Below are 18658 nucleotides of genomic sequence, written 5' to 3'. Positions count from 1 at the left end.
TATACAGGCAAAGCACGTCTAAATATGGAGTTGATATGATGAGTGAACTAGTAGCTAGAAGAAAGGTAGCCATTGCCAAGAAAGCACCGAAGCGAAAAGAGAAAAAGCCATCTTCTCTTTGGTGGATGTATACTCCAAGCTTGGTCATCGTTTTTCTATTTATTTTATATCCCTTCTTAAATGGGATTCAGTTATCATTTACGAATTGGAACGGTTTTTCCCAAAGTTATGATTGGGTAGGCTTAGACCAATACAAACGAATGTTAACAGATCCCACAACATGGCTCGTCGTGAAAAATACCTTACTGTATGGAATCGGTAGTACCATCTTGCAAAATATTATCGGCTTATTATATGCGCTATTGTTAAATCAAAGCATTCGAATGAAAGCCATTACCCGAACGGTGATTTATCTTCCCGTTATTATTAGTCCGTTAATCATGGGGTATATCTGGTATTTCTTCTTTGCCTATCAAGGTGGAGCACTGAATGACGTCTTGCTATTCTTAGGCTTAGACAAAATCAATGCATTAGCAAATCCGGAGTGGAATACGTGGATCATCGTATTTGTCAATACATATCAATATGTAGGCGTTGCCATGATCATTTATTTAGCTGGGTTACAAAGCATCTCAAAAGATTATTATGAAGCAGCGCAAATTGATGGTGCCTCTGCCCTTCAGCAGTTTAAAAATATTACACTCCCATTGTTAATGCCATCGATCACGATTAATATGGTGATCAATATTATCGGTGGTTTAAAATTATTTGATGTGATTATTGCCTTAACGGGTGGTGGACCTGGAAATGCCTCTCAATCGATGTCAACGTTTATGTATGATTTGTATTTTAAAAGACAGGATGCTGGTTATGCAGCTACGCAAGGTGTTTTCATGGCTATCATCATCCTTATTTTAAGCTTAGCAGCTCTCGTTTACTTTAGACGAAAAGAGGTCGAAGCATAGTGACATACACAGACAAGAAAAAGAAACGATTGTTTGCTGGGTTGGCTATTTTCATTACGCTCGTTCATATCATACCTTTCTACATTTTAATTACGACTGCTTTAAAAGCGAAAGGTGATTTCAGTTCAAAATGGGTTTTCCCCAAGCAAATAAGTTTCGAAAACTTTTCCGAGGCGTGGGAACTTACCAACTTAGGGAATTCGTTTATCAATTCGGCGATTATCACACTGTTTTCAGCCGTATTATTGATCGTATTAGGATCAATGGCTGCCTACCCGCTGGCACGTCGGCAAACAAAATTAAATAAGTTTTTTTACTTCTTATTTATTGCCATTATGATTATTCCACCATTGACGGCACTTGTGCCATTGTACAATTTGGTTGTTGATTTTGGCATGATGAATACGTATGATGTGGCGATTCTCAATAATGTTGCAGCGTTTATGCCATTAACGATCTTTTTATATGCAGGCTTCATTCGGTCAACGATACCAAAGGAATTAGAAGAAGCCGCCAAGATTGATGGGGCGAGTACGCTCGGGATTTTCTTTAGAATCGTGTTTCCATTGTTAAAACCAATCACTGCATCGATTCTGATTATATCTTGTGTATACATTTGGAATGATTACCAGTTTGCGATCTTTTTCTTACAAGATAGTGCTATGCATACATTAACCGTTTCTTTAGCTAATTTCTTTGGTTCAAATCAAAATAAACTGAACTTAGTAGCAGCAGCAGCCTTGATGTCGATGTTACCAATGACCATTTTATTTTTATTCTTACAAAAATACTTCATTAAAGGGTTAGCTTCGGGATCAGTAAAAGGTTAATCATAAAAACAGGGATAAGGAAGGAAGATGAAATATGTCTAAAATTACATTTATTGGAGCAGGAAGTACCATTTTTGCTAAAAACGTTCTAGGAGATTGTTTGTTTGTACCAGCATTAGCTGGGTTTGAATTTGCCCTTTTCGATATCGATGAGCAACGTCTAAAAGACTCTGAAAATATGTTGAATAACTTAAAGAAAAACTATAATAGTAATGTAACGATTCAGTCATACTCTGATCGAAAAGAAGCGCTTCGAGGAGCAAAATATGTGATCAATGCAATCCAAGTTGGTGGTTACAAACCTAGTACTGTTATTGATTTTGAAATACCTAAAAAATACGGTTTACAGCAAACAATTGCTGATACAACGGGGATTGGTGGGATTTTCCGAGCCCTTCGTACGATTCCGGTGATGCTGGATTTTGCGAAGGATATTGAAGAGGTTTGTCCTGATGCCCTGTTCTTAAATTACACAAATCCGATGGCTAGTTTAACCGGTGCGATGCTGCGCTACACAAACGTGAAAACAATCGGACTATGTCATAGTGTTCAAATTTGTACAGAGCATTTATTTAGAGACTTAGAAATGGATCATGAAGGCATTGAAGAACGGATTGCCGGTATTAACCATATGGCATGGTTATTAGAGGTTAAGCGTGGCGGAAAGGATTTATATCCAGAAATTAAACGTCGTGCCAAGGAAAAACAAAAAACTAAACATGATGATATGGTTCGCTACGAATTAATGGATAAGTTCGGCTATTATATTACAGAATCTTCCGAACATAATGCCGAGTACCATCCATATTTTATAAAAAGTAAATATCCAGAGCTGATTGAAAGATTCAATATTCCACTTGATGAATATCCTCGCCGGTGTGTTTCGCAAATTGAGAGCTGGGAATCAATGCGAGAAGATATGGTGAACAACAGTCAGCTAACACATACTCGTTCCAATGAGTATGGTTCAAGAATTATTGAAGCGATGGAAACAAATGTGCCATTCAAATTTGGTGGAAACGTATTAAATACCGGTCGCTTAATTAGTAATCTTCCAGAAAATGCAGTGGTCGAAGTACCATGTGTTGTCGACCGCAATGGCATTATGCCGACTTACATCGGTGATCTACCAGAGCAGCTAGCTGCACTTAATCGAACAAATATTAATACTCAACTTCTCACAATCGAAGCAGCAATCACTGGAAAACGAGAGCATGTGTACCAAGCGGCTATGCTTGATCCGCACACAAGCGCTGAACTATCCATGGACGACATCATCTCGATGTGTGATGAGTTAATTGAAGCACATGGAGATTGGCTGCCGCAGTTTACGAAGAATGAATCTAAAGTTTATGTGAAATAAGATTTTGCGATGAATTAAGAGGGTGTCTTAAAAAGGGTCAGACCACGCGCTATATATTAGTTGCGGAGTCTGACCCTTTCGCTCGATTGTTTTTATGATAAAGTTTAATAATTTGAATGTGTTTATTAGACATAAAACAGTAACGATAATTACATTTTGTTTTCTATTGTTAAGACAAAATAACAGTTCTATTACAAATAGGGAATATTTAATAAATCGACAAAATTTTAAAAATAGCTTGTTTATACTGGCATTAGCTTTAACAGAAAGGAGTTGAAAATCCCCGCAATCAAATAATTGTGATGATAACTTCGGATATGGAGCAAAATTGTATGTAAAGCATTTTAGAAGCGATCAGCTATAGCGACTGTAGTCATCAAGATGGACGTTCTAGCCAATGATTTTGGCTTCATTGAAAAGGATCCAATTAAAAACGAACCGTGTAATAAAAACTTGTCGCGATAATGTTCTACCACTGAATAAACAAGCTTGCTTTCGAAAATAGGTTGATTCTAGCTAACTATCAGAATCATTGAACGATGATTCTTTTGATTATTCAGTTCTCTTAGTAGCTAGCAAGATAAGTTTCTAGGTTAATCAAGTGCCAATATACGTGTGCAGAATGTTGATAGAATCCCCTAGCCCAAATAAATCCTATACTTGTGGTACTTATTTGTCACGGTAAGAAAAGGAGAACAAGATATGTCAAGAAGGAGCCATGATGGAAACTTTACTTAGTCTAGGCATATATATATCGGGTGCTCTTTCTGTTCTTTGGCTAATCACCATAGCATTTGACTTATTTTTGGAATAAAAGGCTAAGAATAAGAGGGACATCTAATTTTGTATGCTTTAATAAGAACCAACTAGATTAGCTCGAAACGGTTGATTGGAAGGAGAACAGGAAATGCTTGTTGATAGTGAGCTTTTAGAAGCAAAGGAAAGAAAACTAGCCCGATTTTTGGAAGCACATTCAACAGAGGAAGTGTTTAATGAAATCCAGGAGTACATGCCATCCATTCGTTCTCGATCAGATATTCTCCGTAAGTTGAACGAAATGAAGCTACCACCCTCTGTCATAAAAACTCTCATTTATTATGTACTTGCTACGAACAAGCAAAAGTTCGTGACTTATAAACTATTGGCATTAGCTAATTTATGCAAAAAATTGAACATTCAGGATGCCCAGGGAGCAATTACTTTCTTTAAACAATACTATTCATACCATACTCAAATAATTCAAGAAGGGTAACATCGATTATCTTTGATAGTTTGACCTTGCGCTCTGTATCAGTATGTAGTGTTTAATGAATATTCTTTTACTGTATTTAGTTCTTGTAGGGTCAGACCCAATAGCCATTAACTTTAGTAAGATGAGCACAAAACGTCATGCCTTTGGTTAAATCAACCAAATTAGGCATGGCGTTTTTTATTTACATGAATGATCAGATACGACAAAAAACTCACTCAAGTGTTCAGTTGTCCAATACAAATGTGGACAACTGGACAATTATGATACAGTATTCCATAAATTTATAATGTAAAAAAAACGTTCATTTAAAGTCACATAATGAATTTTTATGGTTGTGAGATTGAAGAAAAACGGCTCGATACCAACTAACTATATGATTGTATTCTTAATATTTTGTGTAAATGATTGAATAATCTATAAATTTGGCACGATAATTGCATTTATAAAAAGATAAGGACGATAAATCATTACCTAGGGTTGGCCACGAAATGACTAATTAGATTGAGAGGGAGTGATTGTCACAAGATTTATGGGCCTTAAAACGCTGCTCCATCAGGATAAGATTGATAACGCCTATAATCTAAATAGAGCTGGAGAAGAATAACGGAATATTTGCAGCAGACGTCCCGCTTTAAGATGACAAGAGAAAATTGAGCATCTGTCATCTTAAAGCGGGTGGCAGCGGAAGGAGGTAGCAAATGCAGGAGGGTATGTTGGAACTCGGTATTAAGGTTGACCAGAATGAAAAAAGTTATATTTCCCGGATGAATTACAGATTCCCTTTGAAGGTAATGCGCCCATTTTATATGGACGATATGGGGACTGCGTTCGTGTATGTTTTCGATACAGCAGGTGGGATGTTGGCCGGGGATCGTGCGGATTATTCCATAAGTGTGGAAGATTGTGCCCGTCTTTATTTGACGAACGCCTCGACTTCCAAAATCTATCAAATGCCAGAAGGTAAGGCTTTTATAAACCAACACTTTCATGTAGGAGAGAATGCCAGCTTGGAATGTTTCCCCGAAGCGATCACATTGTTTCGGCAATCGGAACTAGAGACACAAACTCGGATTGATGTACATCCAAATTCTGTACTAGCTTACTGTGAAATGTATTCCAGTGGTCGTAAAAGCACGGGAGAGTCGTTCGAATTCAGAAGTCTCTCGAATCGGTTACATTTATATATTGGGGGAAAGCTTGCGATTTGGGAACAATTTAGGTTGAACATGGAACGGGAGCAATTCGCGCGCCTCGGTTATTTAGAAGGATATTCACATTGGGGGACCTTGTACTTATATGCCGGTCAAGGTAAGGCTGATATTATTAGACGGCTTCAGGAGTATCTATCAACAAAGGACAGATTGAGTGTTCGTGCAGGATGTTCACTGCATCCAAGCGGTGTCATTACGATGAAAGTACTTAGTTCGAATTACGAAGAAATGACAGAGTTGTTTAATGACGTTTGGTCTTTTATGAGACCGCTGATGTTGAAAGGGGAGTTGCCTTATATCCGGAAATAAGCAAACATCAAGTTTACTTACATGGTTGCAACTATCTGGAGGAACATTTCCGACAGGTAGCTTTAACCACTCTTATGGGCTTGAAACCTACATTCAGAACTATCGAATCAATACAGCGACAGAAGTTGAAAGTATTTTGCAAACCATACTTGAAGCAAATATTCGTTTAGACGCTGTATTTGTTAAAGAAGCGTATGAGGCTACTTTACAGGATGATTCAGCTAGATTGGCTGAGCTTCAGCAATTGTATACGGCTGCAAAACCTGCCAAGGAGTTATTCGAGGCTAGTATGAAAACAGGGAGATCGCTATTGCTTGGTGTGAAAAATCTACAGGCAGGCAATGAAACTTCTTTTTATGAAAACTTGTTGAACAATTCTTTGCAGTATCACTACGCGATAGGCTATGGCGTAGTGGCAGCGAAACTGTCTTTACCTCTAAGGGAGACTGTGCAGACGTATTTGTTTTCTGGAATGGTATCTTTGGTATCCGTGGCGACCCGAATTATGCCACTTGGCCAAAATGAGTCGCAGCTTGTACTCTACAGACTTGGAAAACAATTAGAAAATTATCCGATAATAGAAGAGGAATTTACGATCGAGAACGTAAATAGTTTTTTTCCTGGTCTTGAGATCGCTTCAATGGAACATGAAACCTTATATACAAGGGTTTGCATGTCATAAAAAATGAATAGGTGGTGGAGGCAAAAATGCATTTAACTCCAAGGGAAAATGAAAGGCTGCTAGTATTCACTACAGCTGAATTAGCAAGAAGAAGATTGAAAAATGGATTGAAACTCAATTATCCAGAAGCGGTGGCAATTATAAGCGACGAGCTTATGGAACAGGCCGTTACAGCGAACAAGCTGTTGGCGGATATTATTTCTTTTGGCACGCAAATATTGTCACAAGAAGATGTCTTGCCTGGAGTGAGAGAGCTAATCCCAATCATACAAGTAGAAGGAATGTTTTTAGACGGATCAAAATTAATCACTGTACATGACCCAATTCGTATCCCGACAAGATCGGAAATAGGGAATCAAAACTACTTTACATTGGATGATTCAATTTTCACTTCGTCAAGATCTGAGAAAGTGAACCAAACTGTTTAATATTTTAGGAGGTGACAGAATGACTAAAATTAATGGAAATATAGGAGAAATTCGTTACGAGGGAGAACCTATTACGCTGCGTCCAGGGTCCCGAAGAGAGGTGATTCGAGTTCAGCATTGTGGTGACCGTCCTATTCAGGTAGGATGCCACTTTCACTTTTTTGAAGTGAACAAAGCCTTGCAATTTGACCGTGAAAAGGCATTTGGTATGCATCTGGATATATTGTCTGGCACGGCTATTCGGTTTGAACCTGGTGAAGAAAAGACCGTTCAGTTAGTCGACTTTGGAGGGAAAAAGAATATATTTGGTTTTAATGGGTTGACGATGGGTTCTATGGAAGATCAAAGCATTAGAGAAAATGCTTTTAAAACAGCTGTAGAAAAAGGTTATATGAAAAAATGAAGAATAATATTAAAACAAGTAAACACCATGGCCAAAGTGAAAGAACAGACCCTAATCCTACATGTACCGGGAATTAAAGCCATTTAACTTTTGGCTGTGATTTTAGAATAGTGTTGATTTCTGGTTTTTATAAAAGCAGAACAATGGATTATAAATCTTTTTGTAAGTTTCTGAGGTTTGCTTAATTTTAGATTAATAAATTTTAATAAGTAGCGGAGTAGAGAGGGACAGGTTAATGGTTTTAAACAATATACTAGATTTAAAGAAGAGTATAGATGAAGATCGACTAGTTATGTATGAATTGGCAAAGAATAAAGCACTTTCTGATTTCGATGTAATTAAAATCAGTCAAAGAATAGACAGAAAAATTATAATGGTGCAAAAAAAAGGTGCAATTTGCTCCTGAATAAACAGAATTTTCTGGTTATAAGAATTAAAAATATGATTGAGCTTGTGAACATATTACTTTTAATGAAAAGGGGATAACGATGGAAATAAGCAGAAAGCATTACGGTGAATTATTCGGTCCAACTGTTGGAGATAAAGTCTCGCTCGCAGATACAAATCTTTGGATTGAAATTGAGAAGGATTATAATGCTCCAAACTATGGAGACGAAGCAGTGTTCGGGGGCGGTAAGACATTGCGGGAGGGGATGGGGCAATCATCGATTCCGAATAGTGAAGGTGCACTAGATTTTGTCATTACAAATGTGATCATAATGGACCCTATTCAAGGGATTGTTAAAGGAGATATTGGTATCAAGGAAGGCAAAATTGTTGGTATCGGAAAGGCTGGAAATCCTAACACGATGGATATTACTCCCGGTCTAATCGTTGGTCCTGGTACTGATATCATTTCTGCTGATCCCGGAATGATAGCGACAGCTGGAGGAATCGACACTCATGTACACTTTGACTCAGCTCAATTAGTTGAAGAAGCACTCAGCAGCGGACTCACGACCATGCTTGGGGGAGGAACAGGTCCGAAGACTGTAGGCATCGAAGCACCCGGTGCTTTTAATATCCAACGAATGATTAATGCCTTTGAAGCGTTTCCTATGAACATGGGTATGCTTGGTAAAGGAAATTCGAGCGACAAAGCGGCATTGATCGAACAAATTAAAGGAGGGGCGATTGGACTTAAAATTCATGAGGACTGGGGAAGCACATTGTCAGTCATTGATACATGCCTTCAAGTAGCAGATGAAATGGATTTTCAAGTTCAAATCCATACAGACACGCTAAACGAGTCTGGATTCGTAGATGATACACTGGAAGCGATCGATGGCCGTACAATCCATGCCTATCACATTGAGGGAGCAGGCGGAGGGCACGCACCAGATATACTAAAGGCGGCAGGCTATCCGCATATCATTCCATCCTCCACTAATCCGACAAATCCGTATACAGTTAATACGGTAGATGAGCATCAGGATATGATTATGGTTTGTCATCATTTGAATCCAGCAGTACCTGAGGATGTAGCATTTGCAGATTCTCGTGTTCGAGCAGAAACGATAGCTGCGGAAGACGTTCTTCACGATATGGGGGCTATCAGTATAATGGGTTCCGACTCTCAAGGTATGGGACGAATTGGAGAGACCATTTTGCGTGTGTGGCAACTTGCTTCCAAAATGAAACTTCAGCGGGGTGCATTATCTGAGGAGCAAGGAGATAATGACAACACTCGTGTGCTTCGTTATTTGGCCAAATATACAATTAATCCTGCTACCGTATTTGGTATTAAAGATTATGTCGGTTCTTTGGAACCTGGCAAGCTAGCGGATATAGTCCTTTGGCGGCATACATTATTCGGTGTAAAGCCAGAGACAATTATTAAAGGTGGTTTCATCGCATGGTCCACGATGGGAGAGCCTAACGCTTCGCTCATGACTTGTCAACCAGTGCTGTATCGGCCGCAGTATGGATCTTTTGGAAGCAATCCGAATAAACTTTCTTATATTTTTGTTAACCAGGCAGCTATCGATAATGGAATCGCCGATCAGCTCCCAGCATCCGCAGAGAAGTTTGTACCAGTTCGAAATACGAGAAATCTTAGTAAAAAAGATATGATACGGAACGATTATTGTCCTGATATTAAAGTGGATCCTGAGACGTACCGTGTAGAAGTAGATGGAGAATTGATAACGTGTGAACCGTTGGAGGAAGTACCGATGAGCCGACTTTATTTTCTTAGATAAGAAAGGATGATGTGTAATGATTTGCAATCAAATAGTAGGGAATATATTTGAAGATGGGCTTTCTAATGGGAACGAGGAGTTACGTGGATTTGAGACTGTCGAATTGACATGGGATGAATGCGCTAAACGAATTCTTCGCAAGAAGACGAATCGCGGCAGAGAAATAGGCATTTCTTTGCCACTGCAGCCACAGACATCACTTCGCCATGGAGATATTCTGACAAGGGAGGAGGAAGGGACAGTTCTTGTATCCCTTCAGCCTTGCGATGTTTTCGTTGTGATCTCTGAATCAACCAAAGAGCTTGGGTTGATCGCCTATGAATTAGGAAATAGACACTTGCCTCTTGAAGTTACGGATAGCGGGGAAATTGTTCTACTAATAGACGACCCGACGGAAGTGCTATTGAACAAGCTGCATGTACATTATGAGATACAATGCAGACGCTTCCGACCCATTCCAAAGGGAGGCGGACATCACCACCATGATCACGATCATGGTCATATAGATCAAAGTTTGATGAGCAGTAAACAATAAACTTTTAACGGAGGTATGTAAAATGGGATATGTCAGAGTAGGTATTGCAGGACCAGTTGGTTCAGGTAAAACGGCACTTGCCGAGCGTTTGACCAAACACATGGCGAAGGAATACAGCATGGCCGTCGTCACAAATGATATTTATACAAAAGAAGACGCGGAATTTCTGGTTCGTTCAGGAGTTCTCCCTGCAGAACGGATCGTTGGAGTCGAAACGGGAGGATGCCCTCATACAGCGATTCGGGAGGATGCTTCTATGAATTTAGAAGCGATTGACGATCTTGTTGAGCGTTTTCCAGATGTCGAGCTTATTTTAGTAGAGAGCGGGGGTGATAACTTGTCGGCCATTTTCAGTCCAGAGCTAGTCGATGCTTTCATATATGTTATCGATGTGGCTGAAGGTGATAAAATCCCACGCAAAGGTGGTCCCGGAATTACTCGTTCTGATTTGCTGGTCATTAACAAGATTGATCTTGCTCCTTACGTTGGTGCAGACTTGGAGATGATGGATCGAGACACTAAACGTATGAGAGGGGATCGGCCATATTTGTTCACTAATATGGTAACAGAAGAAGGCCTAGATGAAGTCATGAGTTGGATCAAGAAGCAAGTTCTTCTAGAGGATCTTTCTTTAAAGAGTCAATAGGATTATCAAATATCGCCAAAATAGTTATCGGTTTAAAGTTAAATTTAACGATTTTGAAACACTTGACTTTGAGGAAAAAATGGCCAAAGTAAAAAACGAGCGTAAATGACTCAAACATTCATTTACGCTCGTTATAGATGACTTAAAAATGGTGAATCGTTTTGGTGTTATATGGAAAAAGGAGAGCGCTATATTCTGAAAAGTAATTATAAAGGAAACCATTTAATCTACCTGTTCCTGGATTCTTAAAGGAGGTTAAAAAGTGAACTCGGTTGGACTAATGTATGTCGGTGCTGTATTATTTGTCAACAGTTTAATGCTGTTTGGTAAAATTGACGGCAAAAGTGCTGGAGTGTTTAATCTCTTTGTCGGTGCTATACAGGTGATCTCCCCTCTCTATTTAATTTTCACAGCAAATGGGGATTCTTGGGTCATTTTTAATGCCTCTGGTATTTTTTTATTTGGTTTTACGTACCTCTATGTAGGAATTACGAATCTTAAAAACTATAATTCCTCAGGCGTAGGTTGGTACTCCTTATGGGTAGCTATCCTTGCAGTAGGTTATGCGAGTGTAAGCTTTATCCATTTCAATGATGTGAAATTTGGTGTTATCTGGTTGATGTGGGCGTTTCTCTGGACATTGTTCTACTTATTACTCGCTTCAAAGAAGAATATTGCTATCTTTACTGGATGGGTAACCCTTATTCAAGCTTGGATTACTGCAACGATTCCTGCTTTTCTTACTTTAATTGGTCAGTGGGATGCAGTGGGGCCAAAAACAACATGGAGTGTAACGATACTCACAATTCTACTTTTCATAGTTGCGTATTTGTCCACAAAGTCTTCTGTATCGTCCGAGGTTTCTGAGCTGCAATCAGGGTCTTAATGTATGTTTGGCAGACAGGCATATCATATTGCCTGTCTGCATGTAAGAATAAGCCATCTTCGAATGAATAATAATTGTAGTTTCGACATCCATCAATAGCTACCTGTACAATCTTATTGGAGGTGATACAGTTCTACATATCTATGTAACGGTATACGGGGAGGTATATTAATGGGGGTAAGTTTTCTATCCATTCTAGCTTTGGGATTTGTACTTGGAATCAAACATGCAATTGAGCCAGACCACATAATCGCTGTATCGACAATAGCTAGTCAAAGCAAGAAGTTATTGCGTTCCTCATTAGCAGGAGTGTTTTGGGGGATAGGTCACACTGCAACATTATTTATAGTTGGAATTATTCTCATTTTTATGAAAGGTGAAATACCGGAAGAATGGGCTATGTCATTAGAATTTTTAGTAGGTATTATGCTTGTTTATCTTGGCGTTACAACTTTCCTTTCTTTTAAAAATATCCATATACACGAGCATGAACATAATAGAGAAGAACATAAACATGTTCATTCTCATGAACATAGTGGTCAACATGAGCATAAACACCATCAGAAAAAAGTTTCCTATTTAAAATCCTCGTTGATTGGCTTAGTTCATGGCCTTGCAGGAAGTGGTGCAATGGTTCTATTAACTATGAGTACAGTACAGGATGTTTGGGAAGGAGCTATTTATATCCTTATATTTGGTATTGGAACAGTCGTTGGTATGCTTTTCTTTACTACGATTATTGGAATTCCATTTGTTTTCAGTGCCAAAAAGTTAAGTCTGAATAAAACATTTACCCAAATTACTGGAGTGGTTAGTACAGTGTTTGGAATTTATTACATGTACAATTTAGGTGTAACAGAAGGATTGTTTAAAATTTGGATACAGTAATGCGAGTTTACTAACTCCTGATTTTTTAGGCTTAGTTTTTAATATGACTTTGTCAATTAACTCTGTTTATTTTTGACTCATTTTAGCTCAAGCTCCAGGAAACGATTGAAGAATTTAGCTCTCTACCTCGTTTCCTGGAGCCAGGTCGACCTGTCAGCCTTGCTAAAAAGATGTGATAGCCATTCATTACAAGTCTTGATACCACGATGAATTAAGGAACGACCGTTGAAGTGGCTTCTGTAAAAGACTTCTTCGTAACGGTAGGCTAGATAAGCGAACGGAATGAAGTGAACGAATTAAAGTCAGCCAATCGGCTGACTTTAAAAATTGGAGCCTAATGTGGTATTGAGAATGGAAATACTTAGCGATTATAATTTAACTTTTCTAGCTTGAATGTTATGCTCTTTAAGTTTACGATACAAGGTTGTGCGAGAAATTCCTAGTTGTTTTGCCGTTTTTGAAATATTCCACTTATGATTCATTAAAGTTTGAATATAAACTTGCCGTTCGTGCTCATCGCTTTTTTGTTTGAAAGCTTCAATATTAGCCCCATCAGGAAGAGACTCAATTAATAGATCCCTTGTATTAACTCCCAAGGCATTAGAATTATGAATAATAAATTGAGGTAAGTGATCTACCATAATAAACGGAGAATCCTCGGCCAAATAAAATGCTCTTTCTATAACATTGTTCAGCTCCCGAATATTTCCTGGCCAGTTGTATTTTCTTATTAGCTCGGCGGCTTCCGTTGAAAGTTCCTTCCTCGGCTGCCCCAAATCAGCACTAAGTTCTTCCAAATAATAGCTGCTCAATTTGATAATATCTTCGGTTCTTTTGCGTAGCGGTATCAGTTCGATTGTAAAAACATTCAAGCGATAATATAAGTCGCTCCGAAAAGAGCCATTATAGGCAATTTCCTGAAATAGATTTTTGTTCGTTGCGGCAATAATTCGAACATCTACGGGGATGGGTTTATAGCCACCGACTCGAACAACTTCCTTCTCTTGCAATACCCTCAATAATGTTGATTGAAGATCAATAGGCATATCCCCAATCTCATCGAGAAAAAGTGTTCCTCCGTTTGCAATTTCGAATTTACCTGCATTCCCTCCTTTTTTGGCACCTGTGAACGCTCCATCCTCATATCCGAACAGTTCAGAATTGATTAGTTCTTTTGAAATGGAAGCGCAGTTTATCGCAATAAATGGTTTTTCCTTTCGTTTGCTTTCATTATGAATAGCCCGGGCGAACATCTCTTTCCCGGTTCCACTTTCTCCTAGCAAAAGGACATTAGCCTTAGTTTTTGCAGCGGAACGGGCATATCCTATTGTTTGCAAAAACAATTCGTTCGAGCCAATTAAATCATTGGTAGTTAAGTTCCGCCTCTCTTTTAACGAAAAACGGTGCATCTGGCGGGGGAGCAATTTAAAATATATGAAGTGCATAGAGTTTTTATAGATCACTTTAACTTCATAGCTTTCGTCTGAATCCTCCCGCCTTAAAGTCCGAACAAAGTTTTCTATACTTTCTTCTTGTTCTGAAGAGATCTCTAGCAGGACGGAGTTGACCAAATCTCGTTTGCGTTTGAATAGTGTATCGGCCGTTTGGTTTTGAAACAGAACTCTTCCTTCTTTTATGACAAATAGACTCTTCGTAAGTTGAGCGGATACTCCATGTAGTACATCAGATATAGTACGTTGTTCCTCTTCGATATCTGCCATATTGGCGCATACATGGACGATGCTCGCTATACTTTTGAGCAGGAGTTCGGTAGATTCAGGGCCAGTATCAGTAATCCATACAGCTAATACACCTTTCCGGACACCGGAGTTTCCGATGATGGGGAAACCTACTGTCGTCGTCCCATATTGGGTGTCTCCTGTCCTTAGTTCTCTAGTCTCTTCATAAGAAGTTGAGTATTTCCGCAGTGCAAGACCAATACCACTTTTGCCTAAAGATCCACGATAACCGTTGGCCCCAGGCTTCAATTCATGAAGTTGAGTATGAATCAAAGATGAGTTGAAGATTTCTAGCATAACACCGTCTTCATCAAAATAACCAAATGGAACAGGCAGGGCTGATAGAGATTTTTTCAACATGGTCAATAGAGAATCATGCTGCATGATTTTAGACTTCAAATGGAAGGTGTCATCAATGGGATTGAAATCCAGAGTTGAATCCGATAGATTATGTTCCAGAAACGGAATGGGTTCGATGGGCTTACCAGACTCCCATACAATAGTGAACTGACCGGTTTCATTAACCTTTCCAATCCTAGAATTCAGCCAAAAATGTTGAGTCGCAACATCGTACATGACTTTTCCTTGCGGAGTTTCAAGTGAAAGTCCGGACAAAGCGCCGCGAATGGAGTCGGTTGAAATTGTATCGGTCCTTTTCAAGGCTTCTGCTAGTAATAAGACACTATTATAAGCGCTTTCGATCATAGAACTAATTACATCGGTGCCATATGTTCGTCGGTATTCAGTAATGAACTTATTGTTACTGTCGCTGTCGATAGAACTGAAGTAGGGAAAACAAGAATAATGGCCAATGGCCTTGTAGGGATGAAGGGCTGCAATTTCCGTTTCAGCCGAAACGGTACTGGCAATCGGCTGATGTAGTCCGTGTTGCTCGTGTTGTTGGTAAAAGCTGAGTGCACTATCTCCTACCAAAGTAGAGAAGATGATATCTGGATTCATTCCGCGAATTTCATTAATTGTCTTAGCAAAGTTCTGATGCCCCAACGCTACATATTTTGCTCCATATATAGTACCACCATTGGTTTGAATCAACTGGCGAATATGACGGTTCGTTTCCAAAGGATAGATATAATCGGAGCCAAGTAAGTAAAATGATTTTCCAACATTTTGGATGAGCCATGGGATAAAATCAAGCAATTGCTGATTGGGCAATGATCCACAATAAATGACATTCGGATGTTGTTCCGAACCTTCGTAAAAAGTAGGATAAAATAGCAGGGCGTTATGCTTTTCCAGAACAGGGATCACTATTTTTCTACAGCCAGAAGTATAGAGCCCAACAATGGCTGCTACTTTGTCTGAAGTGATGAGCTTTTCGGCTTTTCGGGCAGCTAAATAAGGATCTGAAGCAACATCTTCGACAATCGGAACTAGTTTTTTTCCGTTAATTCCCCCACTTTCATTAATATGGCGAATAGCTAATAAACTAGCTTGGTGTAATCCTTGTTCAGTAATACTTGTCGTACCAGTCAATGAAAATAGAATCCCAACTTTTAACTCAAGATTATCCATTCCTTCAAACCTCCTAAAAAATGACGTTTTTAAATAATTTATATTTGTATTCTACGAGTAATAATTGTGCAATTTTATTGTGAAATGAAATTATTGAACATACAGTAGCACTCTACTCTTAACTTATTGGCAGTACTTAAATCAACATTCGACAGGATTTATGAATTTCCTTCAAGTAATATGAAACCGGAGAATCCTTTCCATGAGTATTTGTTCCAAAATGCTATTCAATGATCTTGTCTCGTGATGAACGGGCACTCATGAAGGCAACATACAGTAGGTTTGCTCTTCACCGAAAACAGCTGCCCTTTAATGGCTAGCTATTTTTGTGTACCCTACTTTATTGGAGATAGTTAGCTCAATAAAAATACAGTGTTATTTAATAAATAAATATTGTAAATCAATAAATGCGGTATTATTATATTGATAATAATTATATTCTCTGCTGATCATCAACTGTTAAAAGAAGTGTACTTAGAGAATGATTTGACAGTGTGAGACAATCATATTGATGTGATGTTAGCGAAGAAAATGAGCGTATCAGAACTTTCGGAGAGAATTACTACCACGATGGCTAAGCTTTCTATTCTAAAAAATGGAAAGGAAATAGCAGTTAGATTTTATAACATTAGAAGCTATATGTAAGGCTTTGGACTGTCAACCTGGTGATATTCTAGAATACAGAAATTCATTGAAGCGCAAGAACAAACGGACTTCAGTTTTTCTCCAAAAACAAGAACTTTTAGGTGGGATAGTATGTCATTGATCTTATTGATCGGGATTCTTGGAGTGTCACTTGTTATATTGTTTAAACATCCAATAATAGACAGTTTTGAAAATAACAAACTACTACATAAACTAAAAAATACTATGTGGTTTCAAAATCATTGGTTATCTGGAATATTCTTATTCGTCATGAATGCCGTTCTATTTTCTTCAACTTGTCTTGTGCTGTATATGTTGATGTTTTTCTTTATTCCATTTCTTCATATACTTGTGATGGTTTTTGCTGTAATCGGAAGTATCTTTTTATGGATCGTAATAAATAAGGCTTGGCAAGGTACGAAAAGCAACCGTTTAAAGATGGGAGCTGTCGGAAGCAGTTTTTATATTTTCTTAACTTTAGTATTCGTTTATTGGTTCGTGACACTAAAACCATCTTATCCCGGAGAAGATACTTTCATGAGAGCTATTGGATTATTTTTCACTATCATCGTTACAATAGTTGCGTTTATTACATGTTTGGTTATTACGGGATATTCCAAAAAGAAAGTAGCACATTAACTGAAAAATGAAATTAAACATATTCTTTATAATTTATTGAGGAAATAGATTGGTAGAATGAAAGTGTTGCTAATTAAGCGCTTTAGTTGAATGGAGAATGGTAGAATTTAGAATGGATTAGAGATTTGGAGGTGGGGTGATGTTTGAAATTATTTTAGTTCTCCTTTTTCCAGCGATTTTAATCGTATATTTGTTTGATTTTGCAAAATTTAGGCAACAAAATTAAACTATAATTGAACAGAACGAAAAGATTATTTCTCTATTAGAAGAAATTAAAAATAAATAACCACGAATATGGGGTATGCTACTCTCAGTTATTGACTGTTCAATGTGTGTAAGTGCATTTATAAGAGAGTTTTTGATAATGAAAGAAACCCGATTGAATATATAAAAGTACTTTTTCTTATATTGCTCCCGTGAAAGTTAAAAAAGCTCAAAAAATATTGAAAGTAATTAAATTCCAATAGATGGGGATTTGACAAGTGATTATACTATTATTGGAAATAAAAGAATATGCCCCCTGTATCATTTTCGGCACAGCATTTTTTTATACGTTACATAGGGGACAATTTATGTGCTAATAGGGTTTACGTGATACTAGTATTGTCTTGTTGACACGATTAAGTTAAGATCGAATGATTTTTTAGAAGTTGTGTTCGTCTTAGAATATACTATTTTTGTCTTCTCATCCATTGTGTTGCAACCCATTTTTCTCCAGTTATAACTGGCGCTCCACCATGTAATGTTAGTTCATTTAGGTTTTGATCGTTATAGAAATATTCGAAATACACGGCCATTCCTTTTTGGGGGGATACTGAAAAATTTAGTTTAGGAAAAAAAGTTTCTCCTCCATGTTCCACATCATTTAAGTACATGACAATCGTGCTAATTCTATTATTTATTGTTGCGTTACTTGCAGAAGTAAAAAAATCAAAATGAGCTTTATATTCTTGGCCAGGAGTATATTGAAGAATTTGAATACCTTCCCCATGTTCAATGGGTATATTCATAATAGATGATATTCTTTTTTCAATTTTGGTAATGATGTCATTTTCATTTTCTTGAAAAAACATACTATTACTTGTTCTTATCTCATTTACTTCGTGGCTAACTCCGATTTTAGAGCGATGCATTTTGTCTTTTGACAATCTAATAAGCTCGTCGCATTCTTCGTCACTCAAAACATTTCCCAAAACTACGATAAGTGGTTCTTCTAATCTAGCAACTATATTAACTTCTCTATCTTCTGTGTTGATTTTAGTGCCAATGTGATTAAAAATAGTTTGTTCTTTATTCATTGAATTTTTACTATCCACTGTCATCTTTTATCGACCCCTAAAGAGATTTAATTTTCGGAATTTTATTTTTGTATGCGATTGTTTATGATTATTATATCATGAACTGCATGTTTATTACTGTTTCTGATTCAGTGGTTAAAGAAAATATTATTTTTCAGGAACTTCAATATAGTGTCTCAATCCGATCGGCTTCCATTTCAGTCTG

Annotated in this window: 16 protein-coding genes and 2 pseudogenes; 16 read left to right on the top strand and 2 right to left on the bottom strand. The window is 37.8% G+C overall.

The features are described from left to right. Positions 1–38: 38 nt before the first annotated feature. The 14 genes and pseudogenes from HNP81_RS04130 to HNP81_RS04065 all read left to right on the top strand — a co-directional run bounded on the left by HNP81_RS04130 (position 39) and on the right by HNP81_RS04065 (position 12599). Complete coding sequence (locus HNP81_RS04130; protein ID WP_182501870.1) at positions 39–965, top strand: carbohydrate ABC transporter permease; 927 nt, start codon at positions 39–41, stop codon at positions 963–965. Then, positions 965–1795, top strand: coding sequence for a carbohydrate ABC transporter permease (locus HNP81_RS04125; protein ID WP_182501658.1), 831 nt, complete (start codon positions 965–967; stop codon positions 1793–1795). Before HNP81_RS04130 ends, HNP81_RS04125 begins: the two co-directional genes overlap by 1 nt. A 34-nt stretch (positions 1796–1829) precedes the next feature. Further along, positions 1830–3158 (top strand): alpha-glucosidase/alpha-galactosidase, encoded by a 1329-nt coding sequence (locus HNP81_RS04120; RefSeq protein ID WP_182501657.1) that lies wholly within the window; start codon positions 1830–1832, stop codon positions 3156–3158. Between the two features lie 907 nt (positions 3159–4065). Then, positions 4066–4410, top strand: coding sequence for a hypothetical protein (locus HNP81_RS04115; RefSeq protein ID WP_182501656.1), 345 nt, complete (start codon positions 4066–4068; stop codon positions 4408–4410). A 698-nt stretch (positions 4411–5108) separates the two neighbouring features. After that, positions 5109–5930 (top strand): urease accessory protein UreD, encoded by an 822-nt coding sequence (locus HNP81_RS04110; protein WP_182501655.1) that lies wholly within the window; start codon positions 5109–5111, stop codon positions 5928–5930. A gap of 25 nt (positions 5931–5955) precedes the next feature. After that, the gene (locus HNP81_RS04105) at positions 5956–6612 is read left to right on the top strand and encodes an urease accessory protein UreF (protein WP_182501654.1); all 657 of its coding nucleotides are present in this window, start codon (positions 5956–5958) and stop codon (positions 6610–6612) included. Positions 6613–6638: 26 nt separating this feature from the next. Then, positions 6639–6941, top strand: a pseudogene (locus HNP81_RS04100) (urease subunit gamma); the annotation flags it as partial. Positions 6942–7059: 118 nt separating this feature from the next. Then, positions 7060–7443, top strand: coding sequence for an urease subunit beta (gene ureB / locus HNP81_RS04095; RefSeq protein ID WP_182501652.1), 384 nt, complete (start codon positions 7060–7062; stop codon positions 7441–7443). A gap of 235 nt (positions 7444–7678) precedes the next feature. Next, positions 7679–7849, top strand: a complete 171-nt coding sequence (locus HNP81_RS04090) for an aspartyl-phosphate phosphatase Spo0E family protein (RefSeq protein WP_182501651.1) — start codon at positions 7679–7681, stop codon at positions 7847–7849. A gap of 76 nt (positions 7850–7925) precedes the next feature. Then, positions 7926–9644: an urease subunit alpha gene (gene ureC / locus HNP81_RS04085; RefSeq protein ID WP_312859646.1), complete on the top strand. Its 1719-nt coding sequence runs from the start codon at positions 7926–7928 to the stop codon at positions 9642–9644. A 16-nt stretch (positions 9645–9660) separates the two neighbouring features. Next, positions 9661–10179: an urease accessory protein UreE gene (locus HNP81_RS04080; RefSeq protein WP_182501649.1), complete on the top strand. Its 519-nt coding sequence runs from the start codon at positions 9661–9663 to the stop codon at positions 10177–10179. Between the two features lie 22 nt (positions 10180–10201). Then, positions 10202–10825, top strand: coding sequence for an urease accessory protein UreG (gene ureG, locus HNP81_RS04075; protein ID WP_182501648.1), 624 nt, complete (start codon positions 10202–10204; stop codon positions 10823–10825). Positions 10826–11087: 262 nt separating this feature from the next. Then, positions 11088–11711, top strand: coding sequence for an AmiS/UreI family transporter (locus tag HNP81_RS04070; RefSeq protein ID WP_028391927.1), 624 nt, complete (start codon positions 11088–11090; stop codon positions 11709–11711). Between the two features lie 171 nt (positions 11712–11882). Then, entirely contained in the window at positions 11883–12599 is a 717-nt protein-coding gene (locus tag HNP81_RS04065) for a HoxN/HupN/NixA family nickel/cobalt transporter (RefSeq protein ID WP_182501647.1), read from the top strand. Positions 12600–12967: 368 nt separating this feature from the next. On the opposite strand, the gene HNP81_RS04060 is transcribed toward HNP81_RS04065, so the two are convergent. Next, complete coding sequence (locus HNP81_RS04060) at positions 12968–15871, bottom strand: transporter substrate-binding protein (RefSeq protein WP_182501646.1); 2904 nt, start codon at positions 15869–15871, stop codon at positions 12968–12970. Between the two features lie 516 nt (positions 15872–16387). On the opposite strand from HNP81_RS04060, the pseudogene HNP81_RS04055 reads away from it, so the two are divergent. After that, positions 16388–16559, top strand: a pseudogene (locus HNP81_RS04055) (helix-turn-helix domain-containing protein); the annotation flags it as partial. A 68-nt stretch (positions 16560–16627) separates the two neighbouring features. Further along, entirely contained in the window at positions 16628–17155 is a 528-nt protein-coding gene (locus HNP81_RS04050; RefSeq protein ID WP_182501645.1) for a hypothetical protein, read from the top strand. A 671-nt stretch (positions 17156–17826) separates the two neighbouring features. On the opposite strand, the gene HNP81_RS04045 is transcribed toward HNP81_RS04050, so the two are convergent. After that, complete coding sequence (locus HNP81_RS04045) at positions 17827–18477, bottom strand: 2OG-Fe(II) oxygenase (protein ID WP_182501644.1); 651 nt, start codon at positions 18475–18477, stop codon at positions 17827–17829. Positions 18478–18658 lie beyond the last annotated feature (181 nt).

The sequence above is a fragment of the Peribacillus huizhouensis genome (assembly GCF_014138605.1).
Classification (GTDB): domain Bacteria; phylum Bacillota; class Bacilli; order Bacillales; family DSM-1321; genus Peribacillus; species Peribacillus huizhouensis.
This window is presented reverse-complemented; position numbering and strand designations above follow the sequence as displayed.